Annotated in this window: 17 protein-coding genes, 1 tRNA gene and 1 pseudogene; 11 read left to right on the top strand and 8 right to left on the bottom strand. The window is 63.3% G+C overall.

All coding sequences use genetic code 11. The features are described from left to right. Positions 1–33 precede the first annotated feature (33 nt). Genes QWE_RS20695 through QWE_RS20680 form a run of 4 tightly spaced genes read left to right on the top strand, consistent with a single transcriptional unit; the run spans position 34 to position 3,623 of the window. The gene (locus QWE_RS20695; RefSeq protein WP_040300804.1) at positions 34–945 is read left to right on the top strand and encodes a siderophore ABC transporter substrate-binding protein; all 912 of its coding nucleotides are present in this window, start codon (positions 34–36) and stop codon (positions 943–945) included. After that, on the top strand, positions 945–1,922 hold the full coding sequence (locus QWE_RS20690) for an ABC transporter permease (RefSeq protein WP_006728128.1): 978 nt from the start codon (positions 945–947) through the stop codon (positions 1,920–1,922). The genes QWE_RS20695 and QWE_RS20690 overlap by 1 nt, the downstream gene beginning before the upstream one ends. Beyond that, positions 1,915–2,859, top strand: coding sequence for an iron chelate uptake ABC transporter family permease subunit (locus QWE_RS20685; protein WP_006728127.1), 945 nt, complete (start codon positions 1,915–1,917; stop codon positions 2,857–2,859). Before QWE_RS20690 ends, QWE_RS20685 begins: the two co-directional genes overlap by 8 nt. Continuing rightward, positions 2,856–3,623 carry an iron ABC transporter ATP-binding protein gene (locus QWE_RS20680; protein WP_006728126.1) on the top strand — a complete coding sequence of 256 codons (768 nt, stop codon included), beginning with the start codon at positions 2,856–2,858 and terminating at the stop codon, positions 3,621–3,623. The genes QWE_RS20685 and QWE_RS20680 overlap by 4 nt, the downstream gene beginning before the upstream one ends. Before the next feature lie 508 nt (positions 3,624–4,131). Here QWE_RS20680 and QWE_RS20675 read toward each other — a convergent pair. Continuing rightward, positions 4,132–5,832 carry an ABC transporter ATP-binding protein gene (locus QWE_RS20675; RefSeq protein ID WP_006728125.1) on the bottom strand — a complete coding sequence of 567 codons (1,701 nt, stop codon included), beginning with the start codon at positions 5,830–5,832 and terminating at the stop codon, positions 4,132–4,134. Between the two features lie 248 nt (positions 5,833–6,080). Continuing rightward, a tRNA-Gln gene (locus QWE_RS20670) sits at positions 6,081–6,155 on the bottom strand. 170 nt (positions 6,156–6,325) lie between these two features. On the opposite strand from QWE_RS20670, the gene QWE_RS20665 reads away from it, so the two are divergent. Then, positions 6,326–6,886, top strand: coding sequence for a type 1 glutamine amidotransferase domain-containing protein (locus tag QWE_RS20665; RefSeq protein ID WP_006728124.1), 561 nt, complete (start codon positions 6,326–6,328; stop codon positions 6,884–6,886). A 93-nt stretch (positions 6,887–6,979) separates the two neighbouring features. On the opposite strand, the gene QWE_RS20660 is transcribed toward QWE_RS20665, so the two are convergent. Next, the gene (locus tag QWE_RS20660) at positions 6,980–7,306 is read right to left on the bottom strand and encodes a hypothetical protein (protein ID WP_006728123.1); all 327 of its coding nucleotides are present in this window, start codon (positions 7,304–7,306) and stop codon (positions 6,980–6,982) included. Between the two features lie 115 nt (positions 7,307–7,421). Between QWE_RS20660 and QWE_RS20655 the strand changes: the two genes are divergently transcribed. Further along, positions 7,422–8,408, top strand: coding sequence for a hypothetical protein (locus QWE_RS20655; RefSeq protein WP_193353720.1), 987 nt, complete (start codon positions 7,422–7,424; stop codon positions 8,406–8,408). 86 nt (positions 8,409–8,494) lie between these two features. Next, complete coding sequence (locus tag QWE_RS20650; protein WP_006728121.1) at positions 8,495–9,430, top strand: DUF1499 domain-containing protein; 936 nt, start codon at positions 8,495–8,497, stop codon at positions 9,428–9,430. Positions 9,431–9,656: 226 nt separating this feature from the next. Here the strand turns inward: QWE_RS20650 and QWE_RS20645 are convergent, their stop codons facing one another. The 3 genes from QWE_RS20645 to QWE_RS20635 form a co-directional block, all read right to left on the bottom strand. Further along, positions 9,657–10,595 carry an MBL fold metallo-hydrolase gene (locus QWE_RS20645; RefSeq protein ID WP_006728120.1) on the bottom strand — a complete coding sequence of 313 codons (939 nt, stop codon included), beginning with the start codon at positions 10,593–10,595 and terminating at the stop codon, positions 9,657–9,659. Beyond that, positions 10,592–10,888 carry a cupin domain-containing protein gene (locus QWE_RS20640; RefSeq protein WP_006728119.1) on the bottom strand — a complete coding sequence of 99 codons (297 nt, stop codon included), beginning with the start codon at positions 10,886–10,888 and terminating at the stop codon, positions 10,592–10,594. The genes QWE_RS20645 and QWE_RS20640 overlap by 4 nt, the downstream gene beginning before the upstream one ends. 110 nt (positions 10,889–10,998) lie before the next feature. After that, positions 10,999–11,742 (bottom strand): SDR family oxidoreductase, encoded by a 744-nt coding sequence (locus QWE_RS20635; RefSeq protein WP_006728118.1) that lies wholly within the window; start codon positions 11,740–11,742, stop codon positions 10,999–11,001. A 114-nt stretch (positions 11,743–11,856) separates the two neighbouring features. Between QWE_RS20635 and QWE_RS20630 the strand changes: the two genes are divergently transcribed. Then, positions 11,857–12,771: an AraC family transcriptional regulator gene (locus QWE_RS20630; RefSeq protein ID WP_006728117.1), complete on the top strand. Its 915-nt coding sequence runs from the start codon at positions 11,857–11,859 to the stop codon at positions 12,769–12,771. 188 nt (positions 12,772–12,959) lie between these two features. Here the strand turns inward: QWE_RS20630 and QWE_RS20625 are convergent. Continuing rightward, positions 12,960–13,166, bottom strand: a pseudogene (locus QWE_RS20625) (addiction module antidote protein); the annotation flags it as partial. A 114-nt stretch (positions 13,167–13,280) separates the two neighbouring features. Between QWE_RS20625 and QWE_RS20620 the strand changes: the two are divergent. Further along, positions 13,281–13,838, top strand: a complete 558-nt coding sequence (locus tag QWE_RS20620; protein ID WP_006728115.1) for a hypothetical protein — start codon at positions 13,281–13,283, stop codon at positions 13,836–13,838. A 194-nt stretch (positions 13,839–14,032) separates the two neighbouring features. Here QWE_RS20620 and ppdK read toward each other — a convergent pair whose 3' ends face one another. Beyond that, the gene (gene ppdK, locus QWE_RS20615) at positions 14,033–16,699 is read right to left on the bottom strand and encodes a pyruvate, phosphate dikinase (protein WP_006728114.1); all 2,667 of its coding nucleotides are present in this window, start codon (positions 16,697–16,699) and stop codon (positions 14,033–14,035) included. A gap of 358 nt (positions 16,700–17,057) precedes the next feature. Here ppdK and QWE_RS20610 point away from each other — a divergent pair, with 358 nt between their 5' ends. Together QWE_RS20610 and QWE_RS20605 are read left to right on the top strand one after the other, a co-directional pair. Further along, positions 17,058–18,371, top strand: a complete 1,314-nt coding sequence (locus QWE_RS20610) for an enoyl ACP reductase FabMG family protein (protein WP_040300819.1) — start codon at positions 17,058–17,060, stop codon at positions 18,369–18,371. Positions 18,372–18,755: 384 nt separating this feature from the next. Beyond that, a complete protein-coding gene (locus tag QWE_RS20605; RefSeq protein ID WP_006728112.1) occupies positions 18,756–19,922 on the top strand; it encodes an MFS transporter in 1,167 nt (388 codons plus the stop codon).

Here is a 19,922-nt window from a genome sequence, read left to right as displayed (position 1 = left end):
ACCATGACCATCAGTCTTTCGGGAGAAACGACCATGACCATACGCCCCTTTACCCGCCGCGCACTGATCGCCGCCGGCCTCACGCTTGCCGCCATGCCGGCCCTTGCGCTCGATGTCGAGACCTATGCCGGCAAGGTCACCGTCGAGGGAACGCCGTCGAAGGTTGCCGTCTTCGACATCGCGGCCCTCGACACGCTGCTGGCGATCGGCGTCATGCCGGCGGGCATTCCGGAGAACGTTTATCTCTCCGAACTCTCGGATCTGAAGGGCAAGGCGGAAGTCGTCGGCGACATCTTCGAGCCAGATCTGGAGGCGCTGAGCGCGCTTGAGCCTGATCTCATCATCCTCGGCGGCCGCTCCTCCGGCAAGGAAAAGGAAACGGTGAAGGTCGCGCCCTCGCTCGACATGACCATGGACGGCGTCGATGTGGTCGAGCAGGCGCGCGAGCGGGCCTTCACCTATGGCGCGATCTTCGGGAAGCAGGCGGAGGCCGAGAAGGCGGTTGCCGATTTCGACGCAGCACTTGCCCGTGCCAAGGCCGCCGTTCAGGGCAAGGGCAAGGGGCTGATCGTGATGACCAACGGGCCAAAGATTACCGCATACGGGATCGATTCCCGCTTCGGCTGGGTGCACAAGGCGCTCGACCTGCCGGCGGCGGTCGAAGATGTCGAGGCTGCCACCCATGGCGAGCCTGTTTCCTTCGAATTCATCGCCAAGGCCAATCCCGACTGGCTACTCGTGCTCGACCGGGCCGCCGCCATCGGCGCCAATGACCAGAATGCCAAGGCAACGCTCGACAATGCGCTGGTCGCCGAGACCAAGGCCTGGAAGAGCGGCCAGGTGGTCTATCTGCCGTCGGCGGATTTCTACATTGCCGCAGGCGGATTGAAGGCCACTGAACGGGTGCTGGCGGCGATCGAGGCCGCATTCTCCGCCAGCCAGTGATGTCTGCCATCTCTGATACACCACATCGCCGCGTGATGATTGGCGCCGGGCTCTGCCTGGCGCTTCTCGTCATGTTGAGCCTTGCGATCGGCGTACAGGAGATTTCGCTCTCCGGCAGTGGCGGGGCGATGCCCTTTGCCGATCTCATGGCCATCAGCCGGCTGCCGCGCACGCTCGCCGCCGTGCTTTGCGGCGCAGGGCTCGCCGTTGCCGGCCAGATCATGCAGACGCTGACGCGCAACCGTTTCGTCGAGCCCTCGACGGCCGGCACCGCCCAGAGTGCAGCGCTCGGCATTCTGATCGTGACGCTGTTCCTGCCGGCAGCCGGCCTCGGCGTGAAGGCCCTGGTCGCCAGCGGCTGTGCGCTCGCGGGCACCGCGCTGTTTCTTGCCACTGCCCATCGCCTGCCGCCGGAACAGCCGCATCTCGTGCCGCTCTTCGGCCTTGTCTATGGCGGCGTAGTCGGGGCTGCCGTCACCTATGTCGCCTGGCAGAGTGATCTCCTGCAATATCTCGACATCTGGACCAATGGCGAATTCTCCGGCGTGCTGAAGGGCCGCTATGAGCTGCTCTTCGTCGCCGTCGTCATCGTCGGCGCTGCCATCGTGATCGCCGACCGGCTGACGATCATGGCGCTTGGCGAGGACCAGGCGACCAGCCTTGGCATCGATTATCGCCGCATGACCCAGATCGGGCTGGTGCTGGTCTCGGTCATGTCGGCGCTCTCGGTCGTCGTTGTCGGTTTGATCCCCTTTGTCGGCCTCGTCGTGCCCAATCTCGTCTCACGCATCTTAGGCGACAATCTGCGGGGCACGCTGCCGCTGGTGGCGCTCGGCGGGGCGATCCTCGTTCTCGCCTCGGATATCGCCGGTCGCATCATGCGCTTCCCTTACGAGATCCCCGTCGGCACGGTGATGGGCGTGATCGGACCGGCGGTCTTCCTCTGGTTCATCCTCAGGGAGCGCCGCGATGCGTGACCGGATCGTCATCGGCCTTCTCCTCTGTCTTGCGCTCTTGGCCATCATCGCCTTCATGACGGTCAACCTGCGCGGCAATATCGCTTTTGCGCTGGAGTTGCGCGGCATCCGGCTTGCGGCGCTGGTGACCGTCGCTGTTGCCATTGCGCTGTCGACCGTCACCTTCCAGACGATCACCGGCAACCGCATCCTCACGCCCTCGATCATGGGGCTGGACGCGCTCTACCAGTTCGGTCAGGCAGCGCTCGTCTTTGCGCTCGGCGGGCTGGGATATGTCTCGCTCTCGCCGCATCTGAAATTCGGCATGGAAGCGTCCGCCCTGATGCTGCTTGCCATACTGATCCTCTGGCCGGCGCTGAAAAGCCGGATGGATCTGACGCTGATGCTGCTCGCCGGCGTGGTCATCGGCGGGCTGTTCCGCAGCCTGACCAATCTCATTGCCCGACTGATCGATCCGCAGGAGTTCGCGGTGGCGCAACGCGCGATGTATGCCAATTTCTCCTCGCCGAATACGGATCTGCTTGCCATTGCGGCACTCGTCACCGTGATCGCAGGCGCCTTCCTCGTCTCGCGCCGGCATCAGCTCGATATCGCAGCGCTGGGACGCGACACGGCGATCGGTCTCGGCATCGCGTGGAATCGCGAGATCATGATCCACCTCCTGGTGGTGTCGCTGCTGGTTGCCGTTTCCACAGCGCTCGTCGGTCCCGTCACCTTTTTCGGCCTGCTGATCGCAGCGCTCGCCGAACGGCTCACATCCTCGCGCCGGCATGCTTCCGTCTTCGTGGTGGCCATGCTGCTCGGCATCATCGTGCTCGTCGGCGGGCAGACGCTGTTGCAGCACGGGCTTGGCCAGGCCGGCACGCTCTCTGTTGTCGTCGACTTCGTCGGCGGCCTTGTCTTCATCCTGCTTCTGTTTGCGAGGCGCACCCGATGATCGAGATCCAATCCGTCAGCCTCACTCGCGAGGGCCAGCGCGTGCTTGAGGGCATCGACGTCACCCTGCCCAAAGGTGGCCTCACCGCGCTGGTCGGCCCGAACGGAGCGGGCAAGTCGACGCTGCTCTCGCTCACGGCGAGGCTGCTGCCGCTGCAACAGGGAAGCGTTACCATCGATGGCCTGCCTGTCGCGACCACGCCGGGCAAGGTGCTGGCAAAAAAGCTCGCGATCCTCCGCCAGGATTCCGGCCCGCCGCCTCGCGTCACCGTACGCGAAATGGTTGGCTTTGGCCGTTTTCCGCATAGCGGCGGGCGGATGACGACCGAGGACAAGGCGATGGTCGAGGAGGCGCTTGCCCGATTCGAGTTGGGCGACCTCGCCAGTCGCACGCTCGACCGCCTCTCCGGCGGCCAAAGGCAGCGGGTGATGGTGGCAATGACCTATGCGCAAGACACCGACTACATCCTGCTCGACGAGCCCTTGAACAATCTCGACATGTATTATGCCCGCCAGCTGATGCTGGAACTGCGCCGGCTAGCAGACGAGACCGGCCGCACCATCGTCATCGTGCTGCACGACATCAACCATGCCTCGGCGAGCGCCGACCGGATCATCGCAATGAAAAACGGCCGGATCGCCGCCGATGGTCCGCCCGATCAGATCATGCGGACCGAGGTGCTGGAGGCGATCTACGGGTTTGAAGTGCCGGTGGTCGAGACTGCGGGTATGCGGCTTGCGCTGCAATATGCCCGGATGGGCTAGGCACGGCGGCAGTATTTGGTCCGAAGCGGGCTTATGTGGACGGCTGCAGTTTGGGCGCCGAGAGAAACCTCCCGGCGGGTCATCGGCGGCATCTTGGCCGCGCGATCCCGGCGGCCTGCACTAAGTTGTGATCGAAACTGAGGTGAACTGCGCCTGCCGTGAGCCCACATTGACACATAGACCGACCGGCTCGAGCAGGGGCCAGACCATACCAACGGCTGGGCTGCTCGATGAGCATGCGGACCTGCTTGGTGCCATGATCGGAGCCGCTGCTTTCGGGAGGCGGATCTCTAGCTGGAGCAGCACTGCTATCTCCCGTCTTCTCGGCGAGGATTGCGGCTCTGACGAGACCTCGATACCCGATGGCGGCTATGTGTGGTTCGCCGCCGGCGCCGAAGGTGCGCGAGAAGCGTGCAACTGGCAGGCATCGGTCTCCCCGAAGAGCTCGTTAACGGCAGCCATCCATTGCAGATGAGGCCCCGGGCAGAGGGGGCCCGCCCCCGCTCCGTCAGGCGGCGAGCCTGGCATAGGCCCCTTCCCGCTTCATCAGTTCGGCATGGTTGCCGACTTCGACGATGCGGCCCTGCTGCATGACGACGATGCGATCGGCATTGCGGATGGTGCCGAGCCTGTGGGCGACGACGAGTGTGGTGCGGCCCTTGGAGAGCTCCTCCAGCGCCGACTGGATCTCGCGCTCCGTCGTGCTGTCGAGGGCCGAAGTCGCTTCGTCGAGCAGCAGGATCGGCGGATCCTTGAGGAAGGCGCGGGCGATCGCGACACGCTGTTTCTGGCCGCCTGATAGCATGATGCCGCGCTCGCCGACGATGGTGTCCAGACCTTCCGGCAGGTTTTCCAGCATGGTCGACAACTGGGCACGGCGGCAGGCCTCCAGCACCTCGTCATCGCTTGCGCCGATGCGACCATAGACGATGTTTTCCCGCAGTGTTCCGCCGAACAGGAAGACATCCTGCGAGACGAGGCCGATCTGGCGACGCAGGCTCTCGACGGTCATGTCCGGCAGAGCCAGACCGTCGATGCTGATGGTGCCCGAGGTCGGCTCGTAGAAGCGCGGCAAAAGTGACAGAAGCGTCGATTTTCCGGCACCGGATTCACCGACGAAGGCGATCGTCTCGCCCGGCTTCACATGCAGCGAAATGTCGTGCAGCACGGGGCGACCGGGTGTGAAGGCGAAGGAGAGGTCGGAGAAGACGATTTCGCCTGATAGCGTCGAGACCGGGCGGGCGTTTGGGCTGTCGGTGATTTCCGATTCGGTTGCGAGCAGATCCAGGTAACGACGGAAGCCGGCAATGCCGCGCGGATAGGTTTCGATGACGGCGCTGATCTTGTCGAGCGGGCGGAAGAAGACGCCGACCAGAAGCAGGAAGCCGACAAAGCTGCCGGTCGTCATGGCGCCCGAGAGCACATAGGCCGAGCCGATCACCATGATCACCACCTGGACGAAGCGCATGCCCATGTAATGCAGCGAGGACGAGGCGGCCATGACCTTGTAGGCGTCGAGCTTGGTCTTGCGGTAGCGGGCATTGTCTTTGGCAAAGAGTTTGCGCTCGTGATCCTCGTTGGCATAGGCCTGAACCACGCGAATGCCGCCGATCGTTTCTTCCAGCCTGACGTTAAAGGCGCCGATGCGGCCATAGATCTCCTGCCAGGTGCGGGTCATGCGGCCGCCATAGATCGAGACGATGGCAACCGTGCCCGGCACGATGAGGGCTGTGACCAGCGCGAGCTCGACATGGAGATTGAGCATCAGGATGAAGGCGCCGACAAAGGTCATGATGGCGATGAACAGGTCTTCGGGGCCATGATGGGCGACTTCGCCCACTTCCTCGAGGTCACGCGTGACGCGGGCAACCAGCTTGCCGGTGCGGGCCGTGTCATACCAGCGCCAGGAGAGCGTCGTCAGATGCTCGAAAGCCTTGGCGCGCATCGATGTCTCGATGTTGATGCCGAGCTTGTGGCCCCAATAAATGACGATCGCCATCAGCGCGGCGTTCACCACATAGATGGCGAGCAGGCCGGCGGCGGCAATCAGCGTCAGCGTCCAGTTGCCGGTGGGCAGCAGCCGGTCGATGAAGGCGGTGACGGCGAGCGGGAAGGCAAGCTCCAGGAGGCCGGAGAGGACGGCACAGGAGAAATCCAGCCAGAACAGACCTTTCCAGGGGCGGTAATAGGCGAAGAATTGTTTCAGCATGCGATGTTCCTGCAAAGTCTGCCGGGTGATCAATGGCGCTGGCGGGCGACGGATGCAGGGTACGATCAACTACGGCAAAGGCCGCGTGGTCATGCAATATATAACAATTTCAGTCAAGTTATGGATTTTTGCAGGTCAGCCGTTTGCAGCAGGTAAGCCGAGAGATGCCCACGGTGGTCATGCAGCGTGGCGGACGCGATGACTTGGTGAGGGCTGACTGTCCGAGACATAAGTGGTGGCTTAGACAATGGCTGGGGCGCCAGGATTCGAACCTGGGAATGCCGGTACCAAAAACCGGTGCCTTACCGCTTGGCGACGCCCCAACAGAGTTGCAGGCGAGACTGAGCGCTGCAAATCGCGGCCTGATTAGCAAAGCGCAGGCCGGGCGGCAACACCTTCGGAAGGGTCTTTCGCGTTTTTCCCGGAACGATGCGGCGGCGGCGTCGTTTCCTTTTCATCCCCCACGACGAAAACCCAACGACAAGGACATATCATGCCTTCCATCACATCCGCCCGCATCCTCATTCTCGCGACCGATGGCTATGAGCGCTCCGAGCTGCGCGTGCCGCTGGAGCAGCTCACCGCCAAGGGCGCCAAGGTCAAGATCGCCTCGCTCGAAAAGGCGCCGATCAAGAGCTGGGACGAAGAGAACTGGGGCGACACCGTTGATGTCGATCTCACCCTCGAAGAGGTCAAGATCGATGACTTCGATGCTCTCATCATTCCCGGCGGCCAGATCAATCCCGACCTGTTGCGCAAGGAGCAGAAGGCCGTCGACGTGGTGAAGACCTTCATCAATTCCGGCAAGGCCGTCGCTGCCATCTGCCATGGTCCCTGGCTGCTGATCGAGGCCGGCGCCGTCAAGGGTCGCAAGGCGACCTCCTTCTCCTCGATCAAGACCGACATGATCAATGCCGGTGCCGACTGGCGCGACGAGGCCGTGGTTACCGACCAGGGCATCATCACCTCGCGCAATCCTGACGATCTCAACGCCTTCGTCGCAAAGATCGTCGAGGAGGTCGAGGAAGGCCGCCATCAGCGCCGCGCCGCCTGATCGATCCGGCCAGGCTGACCAGGCAAGAAACGAAAACCCGGCGGGCAACCGCCGGGTTTTTCGCGCGTTCTTTCTCGTGACAACGGCACGCCATCATCCGGGGACCTGCGGCACCTCGCGTTTCAGGTCCGGCTCGTCGTGGATGAAGGTGAGCTGCAGCGTCGCCATGCGCTCGGTCTGCGGATCACCGACTTCCCCAAGCCCCTCCGGCGTCGACATGGACAAGCCGCCCTCTTCCAGCGCCTCGACCAGCGCGCCAAATGCGCCGGCCGGCAGCGTCATGCGGATCGTGTTCATCAGGTTCGAATACATGTGCACGTCGTCGATCCAGCCGCCGAGGCGATTGACGGTGTCGAAGACGAAGCTCGTCGCCGCCTTGCGCTCGAAGCGTGTGACGGCCGTCAGCATGACGATGGCCATGGCCCTGATCCTTTCGGCTTTCACGAGAGAGTGCAGCGGCGAGCGGTGACAAATCAAGTCTCCTGTGGAATAGGCTGAGATGCTGCGGCTTGCCGCGCAAGATCGGACCTCGGGCATGAAGAAGCAGAAGCAGCCACACAGGAAATCGGGGCGGGCGACGGGAAAGAGCGGACCTTCGGGGGCCGTGCGCAGCACGGCGCATGGCGAGGGCGGCGATGCGGCGATCCGCGATCCGGCCACCGTCAAAAGCACCGCGGGCAAGACGAGCGCTGCAGCCGAACGCTTCCTCGCCGGGGTTCGCACGCCGGCCTTCCGGATCGCCTTTGGCGTGTTTCTCGCCGGCGTCCTGTCGGTTGCGGGCTCGCTCGCCATTCCGCATGAGTTCGCCTTCTTCGAGCTCGGCTATCTCTTCACGCTGTCGATCTATGACCTGGTGCTGGCCATGCTCGGCCTGTCAGTCGCCATCGGCATGGCCGAGCGGCGAAGAGAGGTCCTGTCGATTGCGGGGGCCTTTCTCGGCGTGATCGCGCCGGTGCTGCTGTTCTTCGATCCGATCTTCAGCGCCATTCTGCAAAGCCCGCTCGGCCACGAACTCTTCCTGATCGCCCCCATCGCCGTGATGCTGTCAGGCGTTGTCCTCTGGCTTCCAGCGTTTATCCGCCGGTTTGCGGCACCGGTGGCGGCGGCCGTCGTCGGCCTGTCCCTGTCGCTCTTCATCGGGCTCGACGACTTCGGCATCGGCATCAAGGAATTCGCCTTCACCGCCGTGCTCGCTGCTCTCTGGATCCTCGTCGTTCCCGGGATGATGCTGCGGCCCTTCCGCGGCGCCTGGCTTACCATCCCGGCGCGGATCATCGGCTCCTGGCTGATGGTGATCGCGGTCATCGTCACCGTCTCGCTTTACGTGCCGCTTTCACCCGATGCCCCGCCGCTTCCCGAGCTCCTCGACGGCCCAGAACTTGCGCCGCTCGATCCGGCCGTCGAGGACGGCCTCTTGGAGGCGCCGGAGAGCTTCGACAGCCCGGCAGAGGGCAGCACCATTCCGGGGCCGGAAGTCGGCGACAATCCGCTTCTCGGCGGAGGGCGCAACCGCCAGCCGTGAAGCGAAGCAGACTGCATTGCCAGTCGACGCCTTCAGCGTCAGCCGTTACAAGCGGTCAATGTCGCCTCTGATTCCGGTAGTTCCTGATGCATATCCGCTATGACCGTCCGGTGTCCCGTTCCGCCTTTCTGGCGCGACGGCTGGCGCTGTTTTCGCTCGGCTTGCTGCTGATCGTCGTGCTGGCGCATCGCTTCGGGCCGCTCTCGACGCCGGAATTCGTGCTTCTGGTGCTGGCATCCGCGCTACCCGCGGCGCTTGCCGTTCCGCTTGCGCTTCTCGGCCTTGCCCGGCTATGGCAGATCGGGGCGCTCGGGGGCGTGGCTTCCGCCTGGGCGCTGATCTATGCGGCCCTGCCGCTCGCTTTGCCCGGCTATGGCTACTACCTCTACGTCACCAAGCCGAAGCTGACCGAGGTTTCGACCGATCTTGCCGACCGGCCGGCCTTCGTATCCCTGCCCAACGTGCCGCAACATCTCTTGCCGCGCCCTGACCTGCCGGCCAATTCCGGAGAGGCGCAGCTTGCCGCCTATCCGGGCTTGAACGGCCGGCGCTACGAGGGGGCGATCGACCGCGTCTACGAGGCGGTGCGAAAGGTGGCGACGGAGAACCGGCTGGTGGTGACGGCGAGCCGCGGCGAGGAATATGGCCTGCCGGCGCTGGAGCTGCGGCCGACGACGGAAAGCCCGGTCGAGGCGGAAGCCGAGGGCACGGCACCTGCTACCCAGGATGCGCTGCCGGAAAGCGGTCCGCTGCCCACCGCGCGCCCCGAGCCCAGCCTGCTCGTGCCGCTTTCCGACGGCGAACCGGAGGGGACGGCCCGGCTGCAGTTTGCCACCCGTACGCCGGTCCTCGGCCTGCCCTTCGATGCGGTGGTCCGGCTTCGCGAAGAGGCGGAGATGACGCTCGTCGACATCCGCGTCGCCTCCCGCTACGGGCCGCATGATCTCGGGATCAGCGACCGGATTGCGGAAGGTTTTCTGCATGCGCTGGACGCGGAGCTGCTGGGGATTGCCGGGAACTGAGTTTGGCCTTGTGCTGCTTGGCACCAACCTCTGTGACTGCGTGGACTCTCGCCCTATGGGCAGGGCTATCGCCCATGAGAGACCCCCCTTTGCCCTGCCGGGCACCGCCCCCACACGGGGGAGAGCGGATGAACGCGGGCGTCGGCAACAACCTCCACTCTCCCCACCTGTGGGGGAGATATCGGCGAAGCCGACAGTGGGGGGCAAGCCGAAGGCTCGTGACCTCTCAGCCCGGCCTATACTCTCCCGACAGTTTCGGTGGGCCATCCGTGGCGATCAGGCCCTTCTCCACCAGATCCTCGAGATGGGCGAGCACGGAGAGGGCTGCCGCCCCGTGCAGGCGCGGATCGGTCGAGGCATAGATGACCTTGACCATGTCGGGGATGAAGCGATCGCCTTGTCGAATGCGCTCCAACACGGCGCGCTCGCGCATCAGACGGTGGGTGCGCAGCGCCCGGACGAAAGCGCGGGGCTCACTGACCGGACCGCCATGACCCGGCAGATAGAGAAGGTCATCGCGGGTCAGCAGGCGCTCCAGAGAAGCCATGTAGTCACTCATCGCACCATCGGGGGGCGCGACGATCGAGGTCGCCCAGGCCATGACGTGATCGGCGGAAAAGAGGATGCCGGTGTCTTCGAGCGCGAAGGCGGCATGGTTCGCCGTGTGGCCGGGTGTGTGCACGGCCGTCAGCCGCCAGCCGTCGCCTTCGACCGTTTCTCCATCGGCAAGCGCATGGTCGGGGATGAAATCCGTATCGGAACTCTCGGCGAAGGGGTTCAGCTCGCCCTCGAACAAGGGGCGCGACGGGCGATGCGGGCCTTCGGCAACGATCACGGCACCGGTCTCTTCCTTCAGGCGGCGGGCGAGCGGGGAATGGTCGCGGTGCGTGTGGCTGACGGCGATATGGGTCACCTCACGGCCATCGAGTGCTGCCATCAGGGCCTGGAAATGGGCGTCGATGTCCGGACCGGGATCGATGACACAGACCGATTTCGCACCGACGATATAGGTGTTGGTGCCGTGGAAGGTGAAGGGGCTGGGATTGGGCGCAGTCAGACGCTCGACGCCGTCTGCCACCGGCACCGCCACACCATGATGCGGCTCGAAGCTGGTGACGAATTGCGGCACCACCTGATTGCTCGTTTCGGCGTCCTTGCCGCTCATTTGTATTCGATCTCGATGAAGCTCATCGGCTGGTTGCCGCCGTTGATGATATTGTGCTCGACGCCCGCATCCCGGCGATAGGCCTCGCCGGCTTTGCTCGTTACGCGGCGCGAACCTTCGACATCCTCGATCAGGAAATGGCAATCGGTGAGCGGCACGACGACATAGCCGAGGCCATGGGTGTGATGGCCTGTTGCAGCACCCGGCTCGAAATCCCAGCGGGTGATGCGGGTGACGGCATCGTCGAGGACCACGGTCGGGATGGCGGGCGGACGGGCGGAATAGCCAGGCATGAGTGGTCTCCGGTGGATGCGACGCAGGATGCGGCTCCACCCGATCTAACCCGGAGCGCGAGCCTGCGGCAACTGCCCCAGGCTCCGATCTTGAACCGGACGCTGCCCGATCACGCTGCGGCGGCCAGCGCCACCGCGTCTGCACCCGCCGGATAGCGTGCCTGGTCGGTACCATCCGTCACCGCCTGCCAGACAGCTTCGGCAACATCGCTTTCGCGGGTGACGACCGAAGGAGCGGCGAAGGCTTCGAAGATCGGCCGGGCGAAATCGAGATAGGCGCCGGGGAGAAGATCCATGACATCGATATCGGTATTGGCGGCAAAGCGGGTCGTCGGGGCATAACCGGGCTCGACCAGCTTGGCCCGGATGCCGAAGGTGGCGAGTTCATGGGCGAGCGATTGGGTAAAGCCCTGGATCGCCTGCTTGCTCGCCGTGTAGGCGGCGGCGAGCGGCATCGGCGCGAGCGTGACGCTGGAGGTAACGTTGACGATGACGCCAGTGCCGCGTTCCCGCATGCCGGGGATCGCCGCCTGGGTCATCGCCATGGTGCCGAAGGTGTTGGTCTCGAAGACCTTGCGGATATGCTCCATCGGCGTTGCCTCGAAGGCACCGACCACGCCGATCCCGGCATTGTTGACTAGCGCGTCGATCGGGCCTGCGGCCTCCAGGGCGGCACGGATGCTCTCGGACTTGGTCACGTCGAGGGGTAAGATCCGCAGCCGGTCGGACGGCTGGAACAGGTCGGTCCGAGGCGTGCGCATGGTGGCGATCACGCTCCAGCCGCGGTCGAGGAAATGCCGGGCGATGTGCTGGCCGTAGCCCGACGAGCAGCCGGTGATGAGAATGGTCGGCATGGGGAACTCCTGGAGGTGTTTAATTGAGGTGTTTGCTGTTGACGTCCCAGGTTTAGCCGCGCTATCCTGGACTTTCATCGACTTTAAGTCCTATTTTCATTCGAGATAGTCCAGATGCGTGACCCTCTGTCCGATATCATCGCGCTGCTGAAACCGCGCGCCATTTTTTCCAAGGGCATCAGCGGTGCCGGTCGCTGGGCGGTGCGTTACGCCTCTTTCGGCCAGCCGGGTTTCTGTGCGGTGACGAAGGGGCGATGCCGTCTCGCGGTCGACGGAGAAGCGCCCGTCATCCTCGAAGAAGGGGATTTCGTGCTGCTACCTGCGACGCCGGCCTTCACTATGGGCAGCATCGAACCGGCGCCGCCTGTTTCGATCGACCCAAAGGCCATGGCGGCTGCACCCGATGCCGAGACTCGGCACGGACGGCAGGAGGGCGAACCGGCCATGCGGCAGTTCGGTGGCTATTTCTCCTTCGAGGCGCCCGATGCCTCGCTATTCGTTTCGCTCCTGCCCCGCATGATCCATGTGCGCGGCGCAGAGCGGCTGACGCAACTCGTGCGGCTGGTCGGAGATGAAGCCGGGCGCGCGGATGTCGGGCGCGAGTTGATCCTTGAGCGTTACGTCGAGATCCTGCTGATCGAGGCGCTGCGCAGCGCACCGGCCGACGAGGCGCCGCCCGGCCTGTTGCGCGGACTGGCCGAGCCGCGCATTGCGCTTGCGCTCAAGTCTATGCATGCAGAGGTCCATCGGCCCTGGACCGTGGAGGCGCTTGCCCGGCATGCAGCAATGTCGCGCTCGGCCTTTTTCGATCGCTTCCACCAGACAGTCGGCATGCGGCCGATGGAATATCTGGTGACCTGGCGGATGGCACTTGCGAAGAACCTGTTGCAGCGCCAGGACCTAAGCCTCGACGCCGTCGCTGAAAAGGTCGGCTACAGCTCGGCCAGCACATTCAGCACGGCCTTCAGCCGGCATGTCGGCATGCCACCTGGGCGGTTTGCAAGGGCAGGACAGATAGCCGCTGGATAGAGCCATGAGGTGCTCGTTCACCTGCATTGACTGGCACGTGATCCAATTCGGGCGCATGGCGGTGGCACATCTGGAGGTGTTTGGGCGAGAAACGAGGCGGCTACAGACACCGTGCTATTTAGTATCAACAGCGTCACCAAAGATCGCGATGTCTGGACACGAGACAGTGCCAGACAGCGACTGCGAGCTCACTCACCCGCCACATCCGCCGTCAGCGAAATGCCCAGCACCTTCATCACCGCAAGCGTCGTCTTGAGCGTCGGATTGCCCTCGCTGGAGAGCGTGCGATAAAGCTGCTCCCGCGACAGCCCCGCCTCCCGCGCAATCCCGGCCATGCCCTTGGCGCGGGCAACGACACCCAGCGCATGGGCGATATAGGCCGCGTCGTCAGTTTTTAGTCATCTGTTCAGCCTTTGCGATCCTTCGCACCTGCGTCAACATCAGCCAGGGACAAGCAATGCTCTCCATAAGGGTGCCGTACATAGAAATACACGTTAGGGAGAATTGCGATGCAGACTATTACCGCGCCCAAAAGTACTTCTGCTGACTCGTCCCATGCCGGCGCCTCCAACATCAGATCGTTCGATCTCGACAACAACACCGTATTCCAGAACCTGCTGAACGACGCCTCGGTGAAGCAGTATATCGAGCGGCAGGAAGACGGCTCTTATGACTGGACGTGGACACCGTCGGATGGACCAACCACAACACAGCAAAGCGTGGCGCGCTGGCTTATCGGCAGCGCCGAGGGAACCATCGACGGCAGCGCAGCACGTGATGACAGCTATACGCAAAGCGATGTAGACCTCTTCAAGACGCTGACAGGCTACAACCTTGTCCTCACGCCCGCTGGCGCGTCACTCGTATGCGATGATTTCGGTAAGGGTGTTCCTAACGCAGATAAGTCTCTCGTCAACGAAGCGAGAACGTTGATCGATACGATTGCTTTTGCGCGGCGCGACGCCAATCTCGGCAGCGGGTCGCTCCCCTCAACGATCTGCCTGCGGTGCTGCAGCGTTATGGCGGAAACGCGAATGGCGATTTCGATGCAGCAGAGACTGTTCTGAAAAACTGGATGCGTAGTCTGGGGGCGGACGAGGCAACGGTAGCCAAGCTGCAACGACATCTCGGACGCGATGCAGAGGGCAACGCGTTCGCAACATTCAGTTTTTCCGAAGACATCGATTTTAGATCGAAGCCATTTTCGGAAAGCGAGACTTTGCTGGACCTGTTGTTCTGACCCAGTGAGGAACGCAAAACCTTATCCCCTGGCCTTGATCGCCGCCTGAGCCGCAGACAGCCTCGCGATCGGCACGCGGAACGGCGAGCAGGACACATAATCCAGGCCGACATCCTCGCAGAAGTGGATCGAGGTCGGGTCGCCGCCGTGTTCGCCGCAAATGCCGAGCTTCATGTCGGGACGCGTTTTGCGGCCGCGTTCGGCAGCGATCCGGATGAGTTCGCCGACGCCGTCGAAATCCAGCGAGACGAAGGGGTCGTGGATGATGATGCCCTTGCGCTGATAGGTCGGGATGAAGCGGGCGGCGTCGTCGCGCGACATGCCGAAGGTTGTCTGGGTCAGGTCATTGGTGCCGAAGGAGAAGAATTCGGCAGCTTCCGCGATGATATGGGCGCGGATCGCGGCGCGGGGCAGCTCGATCATCGTGCCGACGAGATAGGAAATCTCGAGCTTCGCCTCGCCCATGACTTCGGTCGCGACGCGGTCGATCACGGCCTTCACATAGTCGAGTTCCGAGCGCAGGCCGACGAGCGGGACCATGATTTCCGGCACGACGGGGGCACCCGTCTCGCGGGCAGCGGCAACGGCGGCCTCGAAAATGGCGCGGGCCTGCATTTCGGCGATCTCGGGATAGGAGATGGCAAGGCGGCAGCCGCGGTGACCGAGCATCGGGTTGAACTCGTGCAGCGCGTCGATGCGGCGGCGCATGAAGCCGGGCTCGAGGCCCATGGCGTTTGCCACTTCCTCGATTTCCTCGTCCGACTTCGGCAGGAACTCGTGCAGCGGCGGATCGAGCATGCGGATCGTGACGGGAAGCCCGTGCATGATGGTGAAGAGTTCGGTGAAGTCCGAGCGCTGCATGGGCAAGAGCTTGTCGAGGGCCGCCCGACGACCGGCCTCGTCTTCGGCGAGGATCATCTCGCGCATCACATGGATGCGCTCGCCCTCGAAGAACATGTGTTCGGTGCGGCACAACCCGATGCCTTCGGCGCCGAAGGAGCGGGCGGCGCGGGCGTCGGCGGGCGTGTCGGCATTGGTTCGCACGGTCATGCGGCGGGTTCGGTCGGCCCATTGCATCAGCTGGGCGAAATCGCCCGAGAGTTCCGGCTGCAGCATGGGCACCTCACCCTTCAGCACCTGGCCGGAGGAGCCGTCGATGGTGACGATGTCGCCCTTCCCCAGCGTCACGCCCATGCCGATGAGCTTTTCGTTGCGCAGGTCGACGCGCATGGTGCCGGCGCCGGAGACACAAGGAATGCCCATGCCACGGGCAACGACGGCCGCGTGGCTGGTCATGCCGCCGCGCGTGGTCAGGATGCCCTGGGCTGCATGCATGCCGTGGATGTCTTCGGGGCTTGTCTCGACACGGACGAGAATGACCTTGCGGCCCTCGCTCTCCGCCTCCACCGCCTCTTCGGCGGTAAAGACGATGGCGCCGGTTGCCGCCCCCGGCGAGGCGGGAAGTCCCGAGCCGATGACATGGCGGGTGACGCGCGGGTCGATCGTTGGATGGAGCAGCTGATCGAGCGAGGAAGGCTCGATGCGCATCACCGCCTCTTCTTCCGAGATCAGGCCTTCCGCCACCATGTCGACGGCGATCTTCATCGCGGCTTTGGTCGTCCGCTTGCCCGAGCGGGCCTGCAGCATCCAGAGCTTGCCGCGCTCGATGGTGAATTCGAGATCCTGCATATCGCGGTAATGGGATTCGAGCCGGTTACAGATCGCCTGGAATTCGGCGAAGGCTTCCGGCATCAGCTTTTCGAGCGAGGGCTTGTCGGAGCCACTGTCGATACGAGCGGCTTCGGTGATCGATTGCGGCGTGCGGATGCCGGCAACCACGTCTTCCCCTTGCGCGTTGACGAGGAACTCGCCGTAGAGCTCTCGTGCCCCGGTCGAGGGATTGCGGGTGAAGGCTACACCGGTCGCCGAGGTCGAACCAAGATTGCCGAAGACCATGGTCTGCACGGTGACGGACGTGCCCCACTCGCCGGGGATCTTGTGCAGCAGGCGGTAGGTCTTGGCGCGCGGGTTCATCCAGCTGGAAAAGACAGCGCCGATCGCGCCCCAGAGCTGGACATGCGGGTCCTGCGGGAAGGGCTGGCCGAGATCCTGCTTCAGCAGTTCCTTGTAGAGCGCGACGATGTGCTGCAATTCCAGCGCAGAGAGATCTGTGTCCAGTTCGTGGCCAAGCCTTGCCTTTTCGTCTTCGAGGATTTCCTCGAACACCTCGTGGTCGAGGCCCATGACGACATCGCCATACATCTGGATGAAACGGCGATAGCTGTCCCAGGCAAAGCGGGCGTCGCCGGAATGGTGGCCGAGCGCTTCGACCGTGTGATCGTTGAGGCCGAGATTGAGGACCGTGTCCATCATGCCGGGCATGGAGGTGCGCGAGCCGGAGCGGACGGAGAAAAGAAGCGGGTGGCTGGTGTCGCCGAAGGCGCGGCCGGTCGCGGCCTCGATGCCGGCAATGCCATCGAGCACCTGGGCCTTCAAGTCGTCGCAGAGCGTCTTGTCGTTCTTGTAATAAAGGCCGCAGGCATCTGACACGATCGTGAGCCCGGGCGGCACCGGCAGGCCCAGGCTCGCCATTTCCGCGAGATTGGCGCCCTTGCCTCCCAGCTGATCGATCTCGGCCCTACTCCCCTCGGCCGCTCCTCCGCCGAAGGTGTAAACCCACTTGCGCATTGCCTTCTCCACCCGAACAGGCTTGTTTTTCCACCATTTACAGCAAATGTGACGGATTGGAAACGCCACGCCATCAAGATTATGCTGCAATGCATCATAATTGCGGCGGTCGAGCCGGAATAGGCTCACGGCGATGTGAGATTCGTTCAGAGACGTGATGCCGAGATCGGGCGGCCGCGAGGCCGCCTTTCGACAGGCCAGCAGGTCGACGGACAGCCCCCGATTGTTACAGCTCATCACGCAATGCGATAAACGGTCACTTAAAATGACCGGAGAAATCGCTTCCAGTTGATGCACTGCAGCTCAGTCTTTGCTAGTGGGCAATCACAGCAATTGTAATCCGGAATCAAAAATGACCATGACCAGCCCGGTTTCCCTGACTGAGATCCCGCAGAACAAGCTTTACCAGAAGGGCGACGTCTTCGTGCTCTTCGGCGAATTGTTCGGCCGTGGCTATGTCACGGGCCTGCTCGACCAGGCCAAGAAGGCCGGCATGGAGATCATCGGAATCACCGTCGGTCGCCGTGACGAAAACAACAAGCTGCGCCCGCTGACCGACGAAGAACTCGCCCAGGCGAAAGCCAATCTCGGCGGCCGGATCATCAACATTCCCGCCATGGCTGGCTTCGATCTCGATGCACCGGAAGGCGAACCGACGCCGACGGATCTTCTCGCCCCGCTGACGCTGGAGAACTGGGAAACCGAAAAGCTCGACTGGGCGCATATCGAAAAGTGCCGCCAGGTTGGCGTAAAGCGCTTCCAGGATGCCGTGGCCAAGATCATGGCCGAGCTGGAAGGCATGATTGCCGACGGTAAGAACGTTCATTTCGCCCACACCATGGCTGGCGGCATTCCGAAGGCCAAGGTCTTCCTCGTTCTTGCCAACCGCATCTACAAGGGCCGTGGCGCACGCCACATGTCTTCCCAGGTGCTGCTCGACAGCGATCTCGGCAAGCTCATCCTGCAGAACTTCGACGAAGTCTCGGCCAACACTTTCCGCCACCTGATCGAGGGCAGCGCTGCGATCCGCGCCCGCATCGAAAAGAGCGGCGGCCAGGTGCGTTACTCGGCCTATGGCTATCACGGCACGGGCATTCTGATCGGCGACGAATACCGCTGGCAGACCTACACGAACTACACCCAGGGCTATGCCAAGATGAAGCTCGAGGCGATTGCCGAAGAGGCTTACGCTTCCGGCATCAAGGCGACTGTCTTCAACTGCCCCGAGATCCGCACCAATTCGTCCGATGTCTTCGCCGGCATCGAGCTGCCGCTTCTGCCGCTCCTGAAGGCCTTGAAGAAGGAAAATCCCGGCGCCCGCGCCGATAAGATCTGGGCGGATTGCGAAGCGCTGCTGGTCGAGGGTGTGACCGTCGATGACGTGCTGCAGAAGATCGCCGACTTCCAGGTCAGCGAAGTCATGAAGCCGTTCTACGACTTCAACAACTGGCCGATGCCCAACAGCCAGGGCCAGTCCGACATCACCATCGGCACCTCGCAAGAGATCGCCCAGATGCACAAGGACGGCAAGGCGCTGATCTCGGACTATCTGAGCGTGCTCGTGGTCGAGGCGACCGGCGCGCTGATCTATGGCGAAATGGCCAACCCGTCTGCGCCGGTTCTCTGGCTCAACCACGATTTGGTCGCGCAGCAGATCAACAAGGCGGGCTGAGCGGGCGACGCGAATAGCGAATAGCGAATAGGCAGTAGCCAATAGAAAGATGCCGGAGGCTTGCTTCCGGCATTTTTCGTTCGCTGAGTCCATCTCCGTCGTCATCCTCGGCCTTGTGCCGAGGATCTACCGCCGCTGCTATTTGCTTGACGCTTATGGCCTCTCCCCTACCCCCCTTCCTGGCCACCCTTGGCAGATCCTCGGCACAAGGCCGAGGATGACGGCGTGTATGGGGCTGGCCGTGAGAGCAGACAATCGCAAAACGCCCAACCAAGACATAAAGCCTTTTCCGGGGGCGAACCGATCGGCGTCTGGCGTCACTGGACTTGCCCGACGAATGCTGGCACGCCGTTGACTGGTCATCAGACAAATCGAGTCTCGCCGATGCATTTCCAGCCGCAGTTTCGCGTCTATATCGCCTTCTTTCTGTTTGCCATGTGCACGGGATCGCTGTTTTCCCGGCTGCCGGATCTGCAGGTGCAACTCGGGGTCAACAAGGCGGAACTCGGCATGACCCTGATCGGCATGGCGATCGGCTCGCTGATTTCGCTCACCCTCTCCTCGCCGCTGATCGTCCGGCTCGGTTCGCGCACGACGCTCGCCATCTGCCTGCTCGGCGTCATGGCGCTCTTGTCGCTCATCCCGTTGCTGCCCTCCGCGCCCTTCGTCTTTGCGACCCTTTTCCTCATGGGCCTGCTCGCTGGCGCGTTGGAGATATGTCTCAATGTCGAGATCGGCCGTATCGAGGCGCAGGCGGGTTTCGGCATCATGAATCGCGCGCATGGCTGCTGGAGCCTCGGATTCTTCGTCACCGCGATCACGGCATCACTGGTGCGCCAGGCTGATATCAGCATGCAGATGCACATGCATGTGCTGCTGGGGCTGATGTTCGTCATCGGCGCGATCACGATCGCGGGCATGAAGAACGCCCCCGTCCTCACTAAGGCAGGTGCCGAGGACAAGGCGCCGCATTTTGCGCTGCCGACATTGGCGCTGCTGCCGCTCTGCATCATCGGCACCTCGGCCTTCCTGATTGAGGGTGCCGGCATTGACTGGTCGACGATCTACATGGAAGAGGTCTTCGACGTTTCGCCCTTCATCTCCGGCTCGGGGCTGACGCTGTTTGCCTTCTTCATGGCGCTGGCGCGGCTCACCGTCGATCCGGTGGTCGACCGCCTCGGTGCGCGCCTCGTCGGCCGGGTGCTGCTGTCGGTCGCCGCCGTCGGCATCGCCATGGCCTGGCTTGCGCCGCATCCCTATCTCGCACTCATCGGCTTCGCGCTGATGGGCGCCGGCTGCAGCGCGGTCTATCCGATGGCGGTCTCGGCGGCTGCCCAGCGCACGGACCGCCCCGCCGTCATCAATGTCGCGGCAATCGCGCAGATGGCGTTCGTCGTCTTTTTCCTAGGGCCGCCGCTCTTGGGCTTCGTGGCCGAGGCCTTCGGCATCCGCAACGCCTATCTCGTCTGCCTGCCGCTGGTGCTCGGATCGATCCTGGCGAGCGGCGCGCTGCCAGTCGGACCGGCCAGGCGCAAGAAGCTGGCTGCTTGA

The organism is Agrobacterium albertimagni AOL15 (genome assembly GCF_000300855.1).
Classification (GTDB): Bacteria; Pseudomonadota; Alphaproteobacteria; order Rhizobiales; family Rhizobiaceae; genus Allorhizobium; species Allorhizobium albertimagni.
The sequence above is the reverse complement of the archived record's forward strand: the minus strand, read 5'-3'. Positions and strand labels throughout refer to the sequence as shown.